This is a genomic window from Negativicutes bacterium, assembly GCA_021372785.1.
Lineage (GTDB): Bacteria > Bacillota > JAAYKD01 > JAAYKD01 > JAAYKD01 > JAJFTT01.
In genome coordinates, this window is sequence record JAJFTT010000011.1 from 1 (window position 1) to 18649 (window position 18649).

General features: G+C 51.1%; 14 protein-coding genes. 8 read left to right on the plus strand and 6 right to left on the minus strand.

Going from position 1 to position 18649, the window contains the following annotated elements; all coding sequences use genetic code 11:
- Positions 1-1275, plus strand: a 1275-nt coding sequence (locus LLG09_01750) for a gamma-glutamyltransferase (protein ID MCE5195843.1), incomplete at its 5' end; no start/stop codon positions are given.
- 195 nt (positions 1276-1470) lie between these two features.
- On the opposite strand, the gene LLG09_01755 is transcribed toward LLG09_01750, so the two are convergent.
- Positions 1471-2316, minus strand: a complete 846-nt coding sequence (locus tag LLG09_01755; GenBank protein MCE5195844.1) for a deoxyribonuclease IV — start codon at positions 2314-2316, stop codon at positions 1471-1473.
- Positions 2309-2566: a hypothetical protein gene (locus LLG09_01760; GenBank protein ID MCE5195845.1), complete on the minus strand. Its 258-nt coding sequence runs from the start codon at positions 2564-2566 to the stop codon at positions 2309-2311. The genes LLG09_01755 and LLG09_01760 overlap by 8 nt, the downstream gene beginning before the upstream one ends.
- Before the next feature lie 292 nt (positions 2567-2858).
- Here LLG09_01760 and mutM point away from each other — a divergent pair, with 292 nt between their 5' ends.
- The 5 genes from mutM to LLG09_01785 all read left to right on the plus strand — a co-directional run bounded on the left by mutM (position 2859) and on the right by LLG09_01785 (position 8514).
- Entirely contained in the window at positions 2859-4394 is a 1536-nt protein-coding gene (gene mutM / locus LLG09_01765; GenBank protein MCE5195846.1) for a bifunctional DNA-formamidopyrimidine glycosylase/DNA-(apurinic or apyrimidinic site) lyase, read from the plus strand.
- 69 nt (positions 4395-4463) lie between these two features.
- Positions 4464-4649 carry a hypothetical protein gene (locus LLG09_01770; protein MCE5195847.1) on the plus strand — a complete coding sequence of 62 codons (186 nt, stop codon included), beginning with the start codon at positions 4464-4466 and terminating at the stop codon, positions 4647-4649.
- Positions 4650-4663: 14 nt separating this feature from the next.
- Entirely contained in the window at positions 4664-4930 is a 267-nt protein-coding gene (locus LLG09_01775) for a polysaccharide deacetylase family protein (protein ID MCE5195848.1), read from the plus strand.
- A 103-nt stretch (positions 4931-5033) separates the two neighbouring features.
- Complete coding sequence (locus LLG09_01780) at positions 5034-6902, plus strand: beta-lactamase family protein (GenBank protein MCE5195849.1); 1869 nt, start codon at positions 5034-5036, stop codon at positions 6900-6902.
- A 139-nt stretch (positions 6903-7041) separates the two neighbouring features.
- Positions 7042-8514, plus strand: coding sequence for a trypsin-like peptidase domain-containing protein (locus LLG09_01785; protein ID MCE5195850.1), 1473 nt, complete (start codon positions 7042-7044; stop codon positions 8512-8514).
- 100 nt (positions 8515-8614) lie between these two features.
- Here LLG09_01785 and LLG09_01790 read toward each other — a convergent pair whose 3' ends face one another.
- From LLG09_01790 to LLG09_01805, 4 genes are all read right to left on the minus strand, one after another.
- Complete coding sequence (locus LLG09_01790; GenBank protein ID MCE5195851.1) at positions 8615-10870, minus strand: S9 family peptidase; 2256 nt, start codon at positions 10868-10870, stop codon at positions 8615-8617.
- A gap of 45 nt (positions 10871-10915) precedes the next feature.
- On the minus strand, positions 10916-12322 hold the full coding sequence (locus LLG09_01795; protein ID MCE5195852.1) for a phosphomannomutase/phosphoglucomutase: 1407 nt from the start codon (positions 12320-12322) through the stop codon (positions 10916-10918).
- Between the two features lie 3 nt (positions 12323-12325).
- A complete protein-coding gene (locus tag LLG09_01800) occupies positions 12326-13105 on the minus strand; it encodes a glucose-6-phosphate isomerase (protein MCE5195853.1) in 780 nt (259 codons plus the stop codon).
- 74 nt (positions 13106-13179) lie between these two features.
- Entirely contained in the window at positions 13180-14805 is a 1626-nt protein-coding gene (locus LLG09_01805; protein MCE5195854.1) for an amidohydrolase, read from the minus strand.
- Positions 14806-15015: 210 nt separating this feature from the next.
- Here LLG09_01805 and LLG09_01810 point away from each other — a divergent pair, with 210 nt between their 5' ends.
- Positions 15016-16698 carry a M14 family metallopeptidase gene (locus tag LLG09_01810; protein ID MCE5195855.1) on the plus strand — a complete coding sequence of 561 codons (1683 nt, stop codon included), beginning with the start codon at positions 15016-15018 and terminating at the stop codon, positions 16696-16698.
- Positions 16699-16755: 57 nt separating this feature from the next.
- Complete coding sequence (locus LLG09_01815; protein ID MCE5195856.1) at positions 16756-18399, plus strand: M14 family metallopeptidase; 1644 nt, start codon at positions 16756-16758, stop codon at positions 18397-18399.
- The last annotated feature ends 250 nt before the right edge of the window (positions 18400-18649 follow it).

Sequence of the window (18649 nt, forward strand, 5' to 3'; positions counted from 1 at the left end):
AGTCTCAGTTGGAGTGATTTATGCGAAGAAGCCATCTGGTGGGCAGATCACGGCAATCATGTTTCGGAATTTGAGCGGGAAGCAACTATGGATATGCATGCTGTCTTTACCTATGATCCCGAAGCCAGAGAATACTTCAAACCCAACGGACGGCTGGTAAAAATCGGTGAACGTTTCCCCAAACCGGGTCTGGGCGACACCCTGCGCGGCTTCGCCAGGGAAGGACCCGACTATATGATCCGGGGCGATTGGGCCAAAGCTTACGTGGCAAAGGCCAATTCGCTCGGCTGGCAGATCAATCTTGCTCATATGACAGAAAATCCGCCCCGTTGGGTCGAGCCATACCGTTTTCGGATAAAAGATTACGAGATCGCCTGCCTGGCTTTACCGCAGCAGCAAGGGCAGCAGCAAGCCCTGATTTTAGGAATTCTGGATCAGCTGCATCTCGAGCAATACGAACCTTATTCCGGCGAACATCTCTATTACATGGCGCAAGCCTTACGCATCGGAAATTTTCATACCGGTTACATGAATGACCCCGTCATAGCCAATCCGGATTTTGATCTCTTCCGGGATCCTGCTTATCATGCTTATCTGGCCCGTCTGATCGAAAGCAACAAAGCCAAAGTCGATTTAAGCGAGCATCTGAAACTGACAGTCAAACCCGGTCCGCGCGGCAGTCTGGCCAGTGAGTGCTTTGCTTCTGATGACCGGCCGAGGGCAGCCTGCGGCAGCTGTGAAATCAGCATTGTCGATACCTACGGTAATTGGCTGCAAATCATGAATACCATTCAGGGCAGCGGCATTGCCGGTGCAGTGGTGGGCGGCGTGCCGATGGGCGGCAGTTCTGCCGCTGTCAATGGCTTTGAAGGCATGCAGGTCAAATTGGTCCCCGGCGCCCGCATCCGCATGATCATGGGGCATACGCTGCTGTTTAAAAATGGTCGGCCGGTGCTGATGACCGGCAGTCCCGGTAATCCTTCCTTCTCTCAAGCGCAGATGCTGACCAATCTGCTCTTTTACAAGCTGGACCCCTATACAGCCGGTTATCTGCCGCGCATGTATGGTTTTATCAACGATACCACTATCTTAATGGAAGACCGGATCCGCCCTGAGGCAATCCGGACGCTGCACAAACTCGGTGTTGATCTGGTGGTTTCCGAGCCCTGGGACTCTCACACCGGCTCTTTCCAGACTTGTTTTCTGGACGAGAACGGCGCTCTCTGTACAACGGTCGATCCGCGCCGCTGCGGTGTGGCAGACGGACTGCAATAATCATTGTCTGCCTTCCGCATCGGCAAGAACGAGAGGCTGCAATCAGCGGTAAAAGTGAGGGGATGAAACGATGATCTCAATCGCAATCCCGGGCAAGGATAATCGATAAAAAAAGCACCGCTGCCTGTTCTCGACTTTTGAAAACAGGCAGGGTGCTTTTCAAAATGCGACCTGCGGCGCTGTACGCTTTCAGCGTTATCGATTACCGCTCAATCGACGCAATAAAGCGATTTCGGCAGCATATCCCTCCAACTCATTGGGGGTTTCCAGATTGAACGGCAGGCCGGCTAATTCCGGCTGATTGATAAAATTAACAATGGCCTCTGTGCCGATCGTGCCTTCTCCAATCGGCGCATGCCTGTCCTTATGACTGTTCAGCTGATTCTTATTGTCGTTGACATGCACGCCCATCACCTTTGACAGCCCGATCACGCGATCCAATTCGCCCAAAACCTGCCTGGGTTGGTTGACGATATCATAACCGGCGGCATGCAGATGACAGGTATCAATGCAAATACCGAGTTTTTTCGTATGGGTGACCCCCTCCATGATTTGCTTCAGCTCTTCAAAAGTCGAGCCGATTTCAGAACCTTTGCCGGTCATGCCTTCCAATAAAACCCAGGGGCCGTCTTCTTCTTTGATCACCAGATTCAGGGCTTCAACGATATGATCAATCCCCTGCTCCGTGCCTGAGCCAATATGGCTGCCCGGATGGAACAAATAACGCGCTTCATAGGGAAGACGCTGCACACGCTCATAATCGTCTTTCAGGGTATCCAGCGCGAATCTGCGTACCTCCTCCTTGGCGGAGCCTAAATTCATCGTATAAGGCGCATGGGCTAATAGCGGTCCGAACTGATGTTCCTGCAGCAAGTCCGCGCATTCTGCCAGATCCTGCGCAGCATATGCTTTGGCTGCGCCTCCGCGCGGATTACGCGTAAAAAATTGAAAGCTGGTAGCATCGATCCGGATTGCATCGTGCGCCGCAGCCGTAAAGCCTCTGGCAATGGAAAGATGACAGCCTAAATAGAGCTTATTCACAGAGTTCCTCGCTGTTCTCCGTTGGCGTTTCTTTCGGCAGTCCTTCAAACAGATAACCGCCTTTGACACGGGCCCAGCGCGTGATTTTTAAGTCCCGCGGGATCAGGGAAGAAAAGGTTTCCAAATCAAGTTTATAATCGTCACAGATTTTTAACTCCGATTCTGTTTTATCACGATGCGGCCCCATACAAGAACGTTGTTCCAGAGAAAACAAATGACAGGCCGGACAATTATCTTTGTATGCAACCATAACCCTTTTCTTCTTTTTATAACTAAACAAAACGATCGCCTCCCGCTCTTAAGCACGTTTCATATTGATACCTAAATTCTTATTTAACATCTTACAAATTCTCGAACAGTAAGGGAATTTCCTTTATTTCATTCTCTCTTTCTTCAGTATTTTTTACAATAACCGCGGCGAAAGCCCTGATCACGCTAAATTTCTCCGTTTTGTAAAAAACAATAAAATTCTCTCGCCCGAAAGGATTTCTTCTCTTAGGCGGCAAATAAAAGAGAGGAAAATGTAACAAAGGATGAGAAGAATGCCGGAATTACCAGAAGTCGAAAATATACGCCGCAGTTTACTGCCTTATTTACCGTCCGCTCCAATTTGCCGAACCGAGGTTCTCCGGGAAGGGGTGATCGCGCCGCTGGATGCGGCTGCCTTTGCCAGCTGTTTGCAGCATAAGACTATCGTTGCTGCCAAACGGCGCGGTAAATATCTGCAGCTCTGTCTGCAGCCGGAGGGTTGCCTGCTGATCCATCTGCGTATGACCGGACAACTCTACTGGCTATCGGCCGAACGGAAGGCAGTTACACCTTTGCTGCCGCATACCCATGTTATCCTGCATTTTGCAGACGGCAGCTGCCTGCGCTATGTGGATGTGCGGCGGTTTGGTAAAATTCGGTTTTGGCCGGCAGAACCGGAGGATCCGGGTTATCTTGCATTGGGTCCGGAACCGTTGGAATCTGATTTTAATGTTGCTTATCTGAGCCGAATCTGTCAAAATCGCCAGACGCCGATCAAAAGCTTGTTGCTGGATCAGCATCAAATCGCCGGCTTAGGCAATATCTATGCCGATGAAGCACTTTTTCGGGCAGGCATTCACCCGCTCGAAACAGCCGGCAACCTCAAATTCAGTCAGATCCGGCGCTTGCAGGCAGCGATTACCGAAGTTCTGCAGGAAGCGGTGCAGGCGAAAGGCAGCAGTATGCGGGACTATTTGGATGTAAATGGAAACAAAGGCAGTTTTCAGGAGCAATGGTCCGTCTACCGGCAAACCGGTAAACCTTGCCCAATTTGCGGCAGCCTTATCGAACGCTGCAAAGTAGCGGGCCGCAGCAGCCATTACTGCCCGCACTGTCAGGCAAAACAGGAAGCACAAGGTTTGATTATCGGCTTGACCGGCGGCATTGCCAGCGGTAAATCCAGTGTCGTCCAATGGCTGGCAGCCAAAGGAGCCAAAATTGTCGATACGGACGCCATCTCGCACCGGATTACAGCGGATCAATCAGCCGCCGTGACGGAAATCAGCGAGGCATTTGGCAGAGACGTACTCCTGGCGCCGGGCGTCTTAAACCGCCGTCGGCTGGCTGAGCTTGTCTTCCAGGACCCGGCAAAGCTGGCCCGGCTCAATGCCATTTTACATCCCAAAATCGAAGCGGAAATGCAGCGGCAGATTCATGAGTATCGTCAAAGTAAGAGCGGGCTGCCGCTGGTCCTCGATATTCCCCTCTTATTTGAAGCCGGTCTGACACGCTACTGCGACACCATCTGGCTGGTTTGGCTCGATCGTCAGAGTCAGCTGCAGCGTTTGCGGCAAAGAGATCAACTGAGCGAACCGGAAGCACTCGCCCGCCTGGATGCACAGTGGCCGATGGAAAAGAAAAAAGCGCTGAGCGATGTGCTGATTGATAACAGCGGCAGCTGGCCGGAAACCGAAAATCAGCTGCAAATCCAATGGGATCGTCTTCGCCTGACGATGGAAAAGCAAACAGCGCAGAGCAAGCACTCCCCCGCTGCAAATCCTGACGGAATCCACGCCTTGTCAGCTTCTGATCCCTGCCGTTATCATTGACTTTTATCGGGGATGACCCTATACTAAAAGCAGATGATTCGGGCAAAATTCTGAAAAGAGTACAGTCATATGAAACATGCAAAGAGAACCTACTTGATCCTTCTAACTTTGCTGATCCTGCTGCTTTCCGGCAACCTATTCGGCAGAAACAGGATCATGAATGAAAAGAACCAGGAAATTCCTGTGCTGACTTATCACTGTCTGACCGATGATCCCGCCATAGCGAAATCCGATCCCCTTTCTGTCTCCGGCTAAAAATTTGCAGCAGAATAAGCGAAGATATAAGAAAGACAAATGAATGCTTCGAGCAATACCTGGGTTATCGTCCCCGTGCCTTTGCCTATCCCTACGGAGCTTATAATCAGATCAATGATGAAATTTTGAAAACGGCCGGCTATACCGTCGCCTTTACATCGGAAAACAAAATCGGCAGGCAAAATGACAGTCTTTATTTGTTCCCCAGAGTGGAAGTCTACGAACAGACCAGTTTGGGCTGCCTCTTGCTGAAATATAGCCTGATCAACCTTTTCCGTTAAAACAGCGCACTGGCTTTTCTCTGTTTCCCGGTCTGCCTTGCTCTCTGATCCGCCGTTACAGCGGATCAAAATGATCAAATACCGCCAAAAGGAGTGACGAGACTTGAACCAACTGAGCGAAAAACTAAACGGCATCCTGAAAATGAATCTGGCAAAGAATTACACTTCTGTTTCCTATGCCATCCTGAAAAATGGCGAATTGCTGGCGGCCGGCGCAATCGGCAACAGCGGCGGGCCGCATAAAAAGCCTTCCACCATCCATGATACCTATAATGTGGCTTCCATATCAAAAATTTACTCTACGCTCGCCGTAATGAAACTGGTGGAACAAGGTAAGGTGTCTTTGGATGAGCCGATTGTCAAGTATCTTCCCCGCTTTCGCATGCCGGACGAGCGTTATCGATTGATCACGCTGCGTCATTGTCTCAGCCATACCAGCGGACTGCCCGGCACACAATGGAAAGGGTTTTCCGTGTCCGATACCACCGATGCGCATTACTATGATGATGTCTACGATTATCTATCGTATAATTACCTGAAAGCCAACCCCGGTGAATACGCGGTTTATTGCAATGACGGCTTTACCATGGCGGAATTGGTGGTCGCAGAAGTCAGCGGCATCCGCTTCTCCGCTTTTTGCGAACAATTTATGATGCAACCTCTGGCGGCCGCTACGACCAAATTCTCCGAACAACTGACAGGCGAAAACACCTTGGTCAGCGAAGGCGGCAAACCCGCCGAATTGCTCTTAATTCAGGGCGCCGCCGGCATCACGACCAGTATGCCTGATCTCTGCAAACTGGGTCAAATGATCCTGCACCCGGGAGAACTGTTTCTCCCCAGCTCTCTCGAAGAAATGGCAAAACCACATGGCGTTAGTTTCCTGACGGAAGACGATCGCAGCACAAGTTTTGGTTTGGGCTGGGACAACGTCAATATGCAAGATCCGGAATATGATTTGGGGGAAGGGGTGCTGCAAAAAGGCGGCAACAGCTTTCAATTTAATAGCCAATTCATAGTAATCCCAAAGTTTGAGGCAGTCCTCGCGATTTCAGCCACACATGACTGCAAATGTGATGTCAGCGAAACCATCCTGCGTCTGTTTGCCGTTGCCTTGTTGGAAGAAGGCATCAATATTTATCAAAAACAGAAGCTGATTCCGCAGGAAATGATCGGGCGATATGCCGGCCTCTATCTGCTACCGAACGCGATTTATCAGGTACATCTCTACGCTACAACCTGCAATATCACGCATGACACCACCCGCGGTGAAAGCGAAGGCGTGTATAAAAACCTGAAATTTAACGGCAATGTCTTCGAGGCTGCGGATGGTCAGACTTTTTACTTCAATGAAAGTAAGGGTTCTGTCTACCTGATCACCAATCTGAAAGGCAGACGGATTCCGCTGGCACAGAAAGCAGCCAACTATCCGGCCATCTCCGCCGCCTGGCAGAAACGTCTCGGCAAGCAATACATCGTGATCGATGCCTCCCCTTATGATCTGGTCATTCGGGATATCGCCACCGGCTTACAGGTGGCTTCGCTGCCGGATCACTCCGGTATTTTGATTGCCTCTCTTTCCGCCCGTGATGACAGTGAAATTTATGGTGTTTTTGAAGGTTCTTTTGTGCCGGCTACGGATGAGATCGGCAAGGGATTTATCAACACGCCGGCAAACGGCAGCCGCGACCTGCTTTTTCCCTGTTTTGAAGTGAAAAACGGCATCGAATACTGTCACGTCGCCTCCTATCTTTATCGTGATGTCGCAACACTTGCGGATTACTGCGGTCAGGGTTTTCATCAGGGCAGGATCAATCAGGTTTATCGCCTGAAAGAGGAGCTCAGCAGTCTGCCGGAGGTTCCAAATGGGCGCAGGCTGTTTGTACTGAACAAAGACATGTCGGTCGTCTATGATTCCCTTAGCAAAGATAGCTTCAAACCGGTCAAAGAAGGCTATATCTCATTCATTTAAGCAAGAACCATGTAAAGTTTTTTTCATTTTTACTTCACAATTTGATGATACATTTTTCTCTTCCATGGCTTATACTATCGTTGTTGCAGTGATTCGCTGCCGCTGAACCGATTCATAATCCTGTAAGGAGGTATAAAAAATGGCACAACAAAACGACATTCCGGAAAAAACAAACGAACCTGAAATGAACCGTGCAAATGCTCCTGACGTTGCCGATGCTTTGTCCGATTCCGCTGTCCCCGTGACAAAAGAAGAACTGTCACAGCCGCAGAATAAGGAAGACACAGCGCCGGAACATGCGGTTGATTTTATCCTGATCGGAAAACCAATCGACAATGACAGGAAGGACGAAACGGAAATGATGAACCAGGCAGAGCCGGCTGCTTTTTTGCCGCCGCGGCGTGCGGAGCATAACGAAAGCAAGCCGCCGGCAGTTGATTTGTCTTTGCCAAAAGGTCCTTATATCACGGCGGATCGATTGTCCCGAAAATTGAAACGTCAGATTTTTGCTCTGGTCGCCGTCTGTATGCTGGTCACCGGTGCGCTTGGTTTTGGCGGGGGTTATTACCTGTCACGCCAGAACAGAAATGCTTCCTCAATCAGTCTCTATGAATCCTCTCGGGATCACAACCGTGATGCGGCGCTCACCAAATTCAATTATATCCAGGAAGACGGCCTCAGTCAGCCCTTGAGCGTCAGTCAAATCACAGCGCTCGCGGCGGATTCCGTCGTAGAAATTCAAACCGAAGCGACGATTGAAAATTGGCGCAGCGTACAGTATGTCACAACCGGCGCCGGCAGCGGTGTCATTATTTCCGAAGACGGCTACATTATCACCAATCAGCATGTCATCGACGGAGCCAGCGTCATTGCCGTTTCCCTGCGCAACGGAGAAGCCTATGAAGCGAGTTTAGTCGGTTCCGACAGTAAGATCGATATTGCTATCTTAAAAATTAATGCGACCGGGCTTACACCCGCTGTCTTTGGGGATTCGGATCAACTGGTGGTCGGCGAACTGGCGGTTGCCATCGGCAATCCGCTCGGTCAGCTGGGAGGGACGGTCACAGACGGCATTATCAGCGCTTTGGACCGTGAATTGGAATTTGACAATGCAACCATGAATCTGCTGCAAACCAATGCCGCGATCAATCCGGGCAATTCGGGCGGCGGCTTATTCAACGCCTACGGTGAACTGATCGGCATTGTCAACGCCAAATCCACCGGTACCGGCGTGGAGGGTTTGGGCTTTGCGATTCCAATCAATGATGTCAAAGCAGTACTCGGCGACCTGATGACCTACGGCTATGTCAGAGGCCGCATCGATTTGCATCTGACTTTGCAGGACGTCAGCAGCTACTACGGCATATTTTACGGGATTGCCAATCCCGGTGTCTATGTAGCCGGGGTGGATACCGGCTCCAATGCTGAGAAAAATGGTATTAAAGCAGGCGACTATCTGCTTTCAATCGACGATACCCGGGTTAATTCGGTTGCCGAAGTAAACAAACTGCTGCAAAATTACAGTGTCGGTGATCAAATCAACTTCCAAATCATGCGCAATAACCGCACTTATAGCGGTTCGATGATTCTGGAAGCGTATACCGGAGAATAAATACCGGACTGTGCATTAAAAAATTGCAAGCCATAAAAGGAACACCGGGCGGTTCGCAACATCGCCCGGTGTTCCTTTTATGGCTTATGAGCGTCTTGGCTCACTGCTCCGGTTGTAAATACCTGACGAAGTATTCCAGCAAGCGACGACGATAATAGGGGTGGTCGTGTAAATCATGATGACGATTGGGAATGATCAGCAAATCAAAATCCTTATCGGCATTGATCAGGGCGTTGACAATCCGCATGGTATTGGCCGGATGCACGTTGTCGTCCAAATCGCCGTGAATCAGCAATAAATGCCCGCTCAGCCGGTCCGCTAAGAATTCCGCATTCTGCGCCCGCCATAAATCGCGCTCAAACTCCTGCATAAACAGTTCCGACCAGCCGGCACTGTAGATTTCCTGCGCATGATTGCCGCTGGAGGAAACCCCGACCCGATACAGTTCCGGTTTTTTCACCATGTACTGAAAAGCGGCGAAACCGCCGCCGGAATGCCCCCAAATCCCCAGCCGCCCCAGGTCCAGAAAGGGATATTTTGCCGCCAGGGCATAGAGGACCGCCGCGTGATCTTCAATGCCCGCGCAGTCACCCATGTGGTTATAGCAGGCGTCATGGAATTGCTTGCCGCGCAGCGGGGTGCCCCGCCCATCGATAATCACGCAAATAAAACCGAGTTTGGCAAAACTTTGACTGAAGCCGGCATGACGGCCGATTGTTTCGCTGAACGTCTGCGGCGCCAGCATTTTCTGATTACCGCCGTAGCAATATTCCACAACCGGATACTTTTTGCTCCGATCCAGATCAGGCGGTAATATCATTACACCATAGATCTCCGTTTGTTGGTCGGCAGCCTTTTCTGTAAAACCAATGGGGTAACTGTAACCGGCCGCCAGGAGCCGGCTGCAGTCGCAGCTGCTGATCGTGCGCAGCAGGCTGCCGTCGATACGATAGAGTTTCGTCACCGTCGCCCGATAGAAGGCGGAAACGGAATCGATCATATAGCAGCCGTCCGGAGAGATTTGCGTTTCGTGATCGCCGTCTTCCTGCAGCAGGATCCGCAGCTCTCCCGTTATAAGGTCAAGACAATAAGGAAATTTCTGATACGGTGTCTTGCCCATACCATGATTGCTGGCGGAGAAATACAACTTTTGCCGTTCCGCATCGAGATACAACAGCTGACGAACATAATATCCGTCGGTCAGCTGCGTGCAAGTCCCGTCGCTGAGATCGTAACGGTATAAATCAAGACTGCCGTTGCGTTCACTCAGCCAGAACAGACAGTGCAATTTCTCTGAGATACAGTATTTTCTTTTGCTGAATTCCGTGGCGTTCGGTCCGATACTCTGCATTTTCAATTGTTCGGCAAAAAGAAAGGTCTCCGCCGTTTCCGTAAACAACAGGCGGACTTCTCCGGTGCTGTGCTCGGTCAGATAAACATAACTGCGTGTATTGCTGCGGTTTTTCACTTCAAAGACCGTATAATTTCCCTCCAGCGAATCAGCAAAACCGCCCGGCATCGTGCCGGAAGAGGTGATTTGACCCAAGCCCAGCGAACGAAAACGATTCATCGACAAATCCGCCAGATAATATTCCACGACCGGCAAATTGGCGTCGCCGGGCAGAGGATAATGATAGGTATATACGACAGGACGGACCGCCTGATCGCCCTCCGGAACACTTTGCACCAACGTCAATTTTCCCACTTTTTTCAGATTCATGCGGTAGGTGAAGATTTGCCGGCTGTCCTGCGTCCAATATGCCCCCACGGGAGTGGCTGTCCCTTTCAGCTGCGCCGCGATCACACCGCTGGCATTGGCGCATAGGATGCCGTAGCCATCTTCCGCTTCTCCATCTTTGGTGAGGGCGGTGCTGACACCGGTCAAGAGATCCATGACGAATAAATTGCCTTCCGCAGCATAAACGGCTTTGCGCTGATCCGGGGAGATGCGGGCATCGGCAGGCGCTTCTTTGATCAAGTCTATGATTTGCTTCCCGTCAAAAGCAAAACGCAGCTGATACTTGCCATCCGGCTTCAGGGAAAAAACGGGGATCTCATCAGCCTGTAACTCCTCAAATACAATCGGCAGCTGATCGGGCTCCGCTTCTTTTCCCAAGCGCTGCCCTAGCGCTTGGGCTAAAGCTTCGTGATCGAACAGTTCCCGCTCTTTCCCGTCCGACAGATTGTGCAGAACGTAGCGGACTTGTTTGTGATCATTGATGAATTCTTCCCGCAAATAAAGCAAACGATCCCCGCCGACAAACCAGGATTTGAAAACAGCATTCGTAATTAAAGCTTCTGCTTTTTCCGGCATCAATTGATAAGCGGCAGTCATTCTATCCTGTGCACTGGCCATGCTTTCGATTCCCTCCCGTGCCGCAATTCCGGCTGAATCAACCGGTTAAAACGCCCAGTCAATGCGCTGATCCGGACAGAGCGTTTGATACACTTCATTCAGTATTGCAAGGTAAGCGAAAAGATCGGCTTCACTCTGCGCTTCACAGCGGCTGACAATCGCCGGCTGCGTATTGGAAGCGCGGAACAGTCCCCAACCATGCGGAAAAATCACTCTGACACCGTCGACCGTAATCACGGGATACTCCCGGCTCAAACGATCTTTCAGCTGCTCGACGAAACGGAATTTCAAATCATCCGCGCAGGCGATCCGTGTTTCAGCAGTGCTGTAATATTTTGGTATACTGTTTACCATGTCAGACAGTGTTTCTTCGCTATGGCTTAAGATCCGCAGCAGACGGCCGGCGGCATAGAGCGCGTCATCAAAACCATAATATTCATCGGCAAAAAAAAGATGTCCCGACATTTCACCGGTAAACAATGCCTTGGTTTCCCGCATTCTAGCTTTGATCAACGAATGTCCGGTGCGGCAGAATTCAGGCCGACCGCCCAGACGATTGATTTCATCAACCAGACTTTGTGAACATTTCACTTCCACCAGGCATAGCGCTCCCGGGTGTTCCGCTAAAATCTCACGCCAGTAAATCGCCATCAGGGTATCACCGTAGAGAACAGTGCCGAACGGATCCACCACACCCAGACGATCTCCGTCACCGTCAAAGGCGATCCCCAAATCCGCCCGCTCCGCCAGGACTTTTTCCCGCAGGAACTGCAGATTTTTGGCTTTGGTGGGATCCGGTTCGTGATTGGGGAAGGTGCCGTCCGGTTCAAAGAAAAGCGGTGTGAAACTCAGATTGCGGTAATTTTGCAAAAAAGCCCGGCTGACCGCTCCGGCACTGCCGTTGCCGCAATCCACCACCACATGCAGCCGGCGCTGACCCAAACGAATTCGCCGGGTTAGTTCATTGACATAAACAGCCGCCAAATCAACCTTGGTGAAAAGCCCGCGGCGGGGCGGAACGATCGTCTGCAAAGTGCCCGCCTCGGCTTGCTGGGCCAATTGACATACCTTTTGAATTTCCTCGCCATAAATAGTCGACGGACCACAGGCAACCTTCATACCGTTATCCTGCGGCGGATTATGGCTGGCCGTGATCATGATACCGCCGTCAATAGCCAGTTTTTTACCCGCATAATAAAATAAAGGGCTGGTACACATGCCAATGTCTGTCACATCGAAACCAAATGTTAAAAACAATTCGATCATGGTCTGACTGATGCGGGGAGAATGGGTGCGACAATCGCGTCCGACCAATAAATGTCGGATCTTTTGGCTTTGAAAATAAGCGGCCAGCCCTTTTGCCAAAAACCGCAGTGCTTCGGTAGTCAGATCCGTTTCCGCAATCCCGCGAATGTCATATTCCCGAAAAATGCCCGGATTGATAGCAGTCATCATTTAATCCTCTTTATTCAAAAAATAATGCTGAGGTTCGTTCAGTAAGCGCAGCTTCTCAGGATCCTGCGCAATCAGACGATACATTGGCTCCCCGCTGACAAAACCCCAGTAGGGCAAATCGATTGGTGTCAGGCTGCGAATCTGCGGCACTTCGCTGTAATAGGGATTCACTGTCCAAACCGGCTGACCGGACTGCTCCCGCAAATAATAACCGCCGCCATGCAATTGCGCAATCTCACCGTAGATCGAATCAAACCGGGAAGACACCCAATTTGCCATCACCAGGACTTCGGGTCCGGCATTGATGGTGATGTGACCATAACCGGGCGGAATCACCGCTTTCTCTCCTGCTTTGACCTGCATTACCGTCACATCGCCCAGGGTGCCGGCAGTTTTGCCCGGACTTTGCAGCAAATAAGTTGCTTCTCCGTGTAAAACTTCATAGACTTCCGGCCAGGTCAAGGCAGAGCCCGCGATCAGAGGATGATAATGACCAATGGTTTTGATATACTCATCACCGATTTTGCCCGGTCGAATCACGGTAATATCAAAGCGTAAACCCATTTTCTGCATGGTTGTTCGGTGTTCCGGCAAAGCCAAATCACGATACATCCAATAAAGTTCCTGCGGACCTGCCGCCTGCGGCTGTGCCAAGACATTGAGACAGTCGTTGAATCGGCGCACGTTCGGCTGCGGATTGCCCAGAATCGGAGCATAACTCAAATGCATATCCTCATGCAGAACGAGATCGAAGCCTGCGGTTGCTCTTAAGTTTTTCATCGCAAAATCCATTCCTTTCGCAGTGCTCAAGGCACAAATAGAGATGAAAAGGATGCAAACAGTTCCTTTTCACGCTAATTCTCCTGGATTAATTTGCCGCCGATCCAAGTCTGCAGCACCCTGGTATCCTGAATCGCGCCGGACTCGAGGCTAAAAATATCGCGGTCCAGCAGAATAAAATCCGCCAGCATATTCTCCATCAGGCGGCCCTTCTCCGTTTCCTGAAAACAGCTGTAAGCGGAGCCAAAAGTATACATGCGCACCGCTTGCTCAATCGTAAGGCGCTGTTCCGGCAGCCAGCCTCCCAGCGGAAAACCGTTTGGGTCCTGTCGTGTCACGGCACAAGCGATTCCGATGAAGGGGTTAAACGGTTCGACCGGAGCATCGGAACCGCCCGCTACGGGGATACCCAGCTCAAGCATGGATTTCCAGGCATAAGAACTGGCAGCGCGCGCCGGACCGATGCGCTCCTCCACCACATGCAGGTCTGTACCGACAAAACCCGGCTGTGCGTCAATCACAACACCGAGACGCTTGATCTGTTCCAGCTGGGCAGGGGTGGTAAGCTGCGCATGAATGATGCGCGGCCGCGCATCACCGCTGGGATGGGTTCCCAAGGTTTTTTCAAAAGCGTTCAGTATGCCCTGAATTGCGGCATCTCCGATGGCATGACCGCTCATTTGATAACCTAAGACATGTCCCAGGCTGAGCAGAGCGGTTTTCTCTGCCTGTGTCAGGGTTTCCACGCCGCAGTTGGTCGGATCATCACTGTACGGCGCCAGCAGATGGGCAGTCCGGCCGCCCAGCGAACCGTCGCACATTATTTTCAGCGGGCCAAAACTCATCCGCTCCGCATCCACCTGCGGTTGATTGAGCTGCCGCCAGGCATGAAAATTCAAGAAGGTTTCAACCTTGGCAAAGAGCAATTGATGGTTGACACGCAAGCCCACCGGATTGGCCTGGATCCAATCAGTATAGGCAGTCAGGCAAGTCTGCCAGCCCTCGTTGCCGGTATTGCCAACATCATTGGTCTGCACGCTGGTCAGACCGGAGGCAGTCACTGCCTTTGCGGCATTGCTGATATAGCGCTGCACATCCGCAGTCGTATCTTTGGGGTAAAAAGCCGAAATCAAAGCAACGGCAGACTCCCGGAAAATCCCCAACGGTTCCCCCTGGGCATCCAAATCGACTTGCCCGTCCGAACCGCAGCGATAGCCATGGCCAACCCCGGCCAAACGCAGCATCGCGCTGTTGCAAACCGCAATATGACCGCAAGCGCGCACAATGACGACCGGTTTATTTTCCGTTACCTGATCCAAATCATAACGGGTTGGCATTGCCCTGTCATCAAAAAGGTCCTGCAAAAAGCCACGGCCGGTGATGATCTGCCGCTCCGGATGCGCGGCGGCATATGTCCGGCAGCGCGCCACCACTTCCGCTCTGGAAGCGGATCCGTTTAAATTCACCCAATCCATCATCCGTCCGATATTGACCAAATGCTGATGACTGTCGTGTAGACCGGGAATCACCCTTGCTCCAGCCAAATCTATCTTTTCGCAGCCCGTCACTTGATTGATTAAGTCAAGATTCTTACCGATTGCCCGAATACGTCCGTTTTCAACCAGCATGGCCTCGGCTTCCGGCTGATTTTGATTCCCGGTCCAGATCCGGCCGTTATAAAAAAATGTTTTCTGCCGCACTTACCGCTACATCCTTTCTCTATCCGGTTTCCACAATTTCTATCTGTTTCAATTCCCAGTCCGACGCAGAAAATCCTGCTTCTTCGCGAAGAAAACAGGCAGCTTCTTTTTCTAAAAAAACAGGGAGGAATTATATTTTGTATGGCGAAATACTATTTGTCTTGATTATTCAGGATCAGACAAAAAACAAACGGAAGGGTGAAAAGATGTATGGCTTCTCTGAAACTGGACTATACCCGCTATTACCGTTACCATGCGCTGGTGGAAGCGCTGGAGAATTTCTGCCTGGACCATCCGGAACTGACCCGTCTTTTTTCTCTCGGCAAAAGCTCGGGCGGCAGAGATCTTTGGTGTATGGAGCTGACCAATCATGCGACCGGCAAAGCTGAGGAGAAAGCGGGTTTCTATCTCGATGGCAACACGCACGCCGGTGAAGTCGCCGGCAGTATGGCCTGTCTTTATACCATCGATTACCTCTTGAGCAATTATGGCGAGGATACGCAGGCAACCTGGCTGCTTGACCACAAAACCTTTTATATTATCCCCCGCGTTTCTCCCGACGGAGCGGAGTTCTATCTGACGACACCCTATACCGTACGTTCCTCCGATAAAGAATTCACTTTCCCGGCTTACGCCGATCCCAGCGGTCTGGTGGGTGCCGATCTGGACGGTGACGGTTTGATCCTGCAAATGCGTGTGCGGGATGACCTGACCGGCTCGATGAAAATTTCCGAAAAAGATCCCCGCTTAATGATCAAACGCCGGCCCGATGATTTCGGCGGCGCCTATTATAACGTTTATACCGAAGGTACCATCAACCAATATAACGGTTACGAAATCAAAATGGCGCCCAACAAATGGGGTTTGGATTTCAACCGTAATTACCCCATCAATTGGAAACCGCCTTACCTGCAAAACGGAGCGGGCCCGCGACCGAATTCAGAACCGGAAACCCAGGCGATCACTGATTTTTTACTCAAACAAAAAAACCTGGCCGGTTGCCTGTATTATCACACAGCCGGCGGCGAACACCTGCGCGCGTTCTGTATCGATACCGATGATAAAATGAATCCGGATGATTTGACCATGTATACCGCAATCGGCAGCATGGCGACCGGTTTTACCGATTATCCCGTCAAAAGCCTCTTTGCGGATTATTGTGATTATCAGCCGCAGTGGGGCACTTTCCTCGATATGACCTTTACCTATATCGGGATGTTTTCTTATGCAACGGAATTGTGGGATCTGCTGGGCCGAGCCGGTATGAAGAATCTGACCTATGCCAAGATGATGAAAATGACGCCTGCCGAACAGGAAGAGATGCAGCTGAAATTGCTCAAGTGGAACGACGATGTCATGGCCGGCGACTGCTTTATCGCCTGGCATGAATTCGAGCATCCGCAGTTTGGTAAAGTGGAAATCGGCGGCTGGAACCCGAAATTCGGACGCCAGAATCCTCCGGCTAAGCTGCTGCAGGAGGAGTGTCATAAGAATATGCTCTTCAGCCTTTCCTTTGCTGCCGCCACGCCCGGATTAGCGGTGCGTGACCTGACAGCCGAAAAAATCTCCGAAGGCATCTATCAAATCAGCGGTTGTGTGGAAAATACCGGTTTTATGCCCACCAGCGGTACTCTGCAGGCAGTCGCCACGAAGATGGCAGCCACCGTCAAAGCCACACTCAGCGGCGGTCAAGTCCTGCAGGGCGAAGCAGAACTGGATTTGGGGCACTTAAAAGGGCACGGAAATTCCGGCGGCGGCTACGGCAATGTCAGCGGCAGTGGTTCCCGCAAGAAAGTAGCCTGGATCATCCAGGCTGACGCCGGCAGTAAAATCTGCGTCACCGCCCTGGCTCCCCGCGCCGGCAAAGCCGTCGGGGAACTGGTCCTGGCTTAACGAAACCGGATCAACATTGCTATTCCAAAGAATGATCAAAAATGAAGGAGGATCTCTATGAAAGTCGCTTATGAAGCCGCCAAATATTATGTCTGGGCAGAAATTTTAGATTTGATTGAAAAATGGTGCGCTGCTTTTCCGGAATTAATCAAACAATATCCAATCGGCAAGACTTACGAAGGGCGGACCATCCTCTGTTTGGAATTATCCTCACCGAAAGGCATCGCCGCTGAAAAACCCGGGTATTATATCGATGCCAACTTCCATGCCGGTGAGGTGACCGGTTCCGCTGTCGCGCTCTATACGGTCAGCTGGTTGCTGGAGAATTATGGTACGGATGCGGATGCCACCGCCCTATTGGATAACCGCACCATCTATGTGGTACCCCGTGTTTCCATTGACGGATCGGAAATGTATTTCCACACCCCCTATACGCCGCGCTCTTCCACCCGTCTCTTCCCATTCACCGAAGATCAGCCCGGTTTGCATGCCGAAGACATGGACGGCGACGGCTGGATTACCCAAATGCGCATCAAAGATCCCAACGGCGATTATAAACTTTGCCCGGAAGATCCCCGTCTGATGGTCAAACGGGAGCCCGATGAAGTAAGCGGTGATTTTTACCGTGTTTATCAGGAAGGTAAAATCGTGGAATTCGATGGGGTTGAAGTCAATGCCGCCCGTTCGCGCTGGGGTTTGGATGTCAACCGCAATATGCCCGCGTTCTGGGATATCGATGCCAAACAAATCGGCTCCGGTGATTATGCTCTTTCCGAACCGGAAACCAAATCCGTAGCCGATTTCCTGATCAAGCAAAAAAATATTGCCGGCGCCCAAAGCTATCATACCTCCGGGGAAGTCCATCTGCGCCCCTGCGCCACCATACCGGATAAAGCGATGAATCAAGACGATGTGGCCGCCTATAAGGAGTTAGCCACCCGCGGCGTGGAATTTACCGGTTACGGACACTGCAGCATTTTTGAAGGTTATCTTCCTCCCAGCCAAAGAGATAAACCTTTGCGCGGCGTTTATCTCGATTGGATTTATAATCATCGCGGTATTCTCTCCTGGTCAACCGAACTGTGGAGTTCGACCAATGCAGCCGGCTGCCAGAAGAACGATTTTTCCAAAGAACGCAAAATTCAGACTGCCAAGGAACGGGAAGCCGACATGCTGAAAATGGCAAAGTGGCATGACGAAAACAAGCTCGACTGCTTTGTGGATTGGCACGAGTTCAATCATCCGCAATTGGGTAAAGTGGAAATCGGCGGCTGGAAATCAAAATTCCTGATTCAAAATCCGCCGGAGCGCTACCTTGCCGATCTCTGCGAACGCAATATGCGCTTTACCAACGTTCAGATCAAAGCCATGGCCGAAGTGGATGTCCGCAAAGTCAAAGTGGAAACTATGGCCGATGGTTTGTATAAAATCAGCTGCGGTATCGTCAACAAAGGCTACTTGCCTACCGGCGGTACTCATCTCGCCGAACAAATCAAAATGGTTCGTCCAATTGAAGTCTCAATCAGCGGCGAAAACATTGTTGTCCCCAACGGCAAAGAAAAAATTAAACTGCCGCAGTTAAAAGGACGAGAAGAAAAGAAAGCCGAATGGCTGCTGCTCGGCAAAGCCGGCGGCAAAGTAACGATCACTGCCAGCAGCGAACGGGCAGGTACGGCCAGAGTTGAAGTAGTGCTGCCGTAATTTTCCCGGCAGGCAGCAAAATTCCCTATCACAGCCTAGGCTCCAAAAAACTCGGGTTGCATATGCCTCAAGCCTCTCCACCCTTTCCGTGAGATGGCTCCGGAATACACCTCGAGTTTTTTATGTTTTCATCTCTCTCAGCGCAACAGCATCACCATCCCCAAAGCAAGCGGCTGTCTCCCGCAGCGCAGCATCAGCCTCCGGCTGCAGCTGCCGGAAGGAGATTGCCGTTTGCGGCCAAAAAACAATT

Bases quoted from the DNA above. Each gene is read 5' to 3' on its own strand.
- LLG09_01760 (MCE5195845.1), bottom strand. From the start codon at position 2,566: ATGGTTGCATACAAAGATAATTGTCCGGCCTGTCATTTGTTTTCTCTG.
- mutM (MCE5195846.1), top strand. From the start codon at position 2,859: ATGCCGGAATTACCAGAAGTCGAAAATATACGCCGCAGTTTACTGCCT.
- LLG09_01770 (MCE5195847.1), top strand. From the start codon at position 4,464: ATGAAACATGCAAAGAGAACCTACTTGATCCTTCTAACTTTGCTGATC.
- LLG09_01785 (MCE5195850.1), top strand. From the start codon at position 7,042: ATGGCACAACAAAACGACATTCCGGAAAAAACAAACGAACCTGAAATG.
- LLG09_01790 (MCE5195851.1), bottom strand. From the start codon at position 10,870: ATGGCCAGTGCACAGGATAGAATGACTGCCGCTTATCAATTGATGCCG.
- LLG09_01795 (MCE5195852.1), bottom strand. From the start codon at position 12,322: ATGACTGCTATCAATCCGGGCATTTTTCGGGAATATGACATTCGCGGG.
- LLG09_01800 (MCE5195853.1), bottom strand. From the start codon at position 13,105: ATGAAAAACTTAAGAGCAACCGCAGGCTTCGATCTCGTTCTGCATGAG.
- LLG09_01810 (MCE5195855.1), top strand. From the start codon at position 15,016: ATGGCTTCTCTGAAACTGGACTATACCCGCTATTACCGTTACCATGCG.
- LLG09_01815 (MCE5195856.1), top strand. From the start codon at position 16,756: ATGAAAGTCGCTTATGAAGCCGCCAAATATTATGTCTGGGCAGAAATT.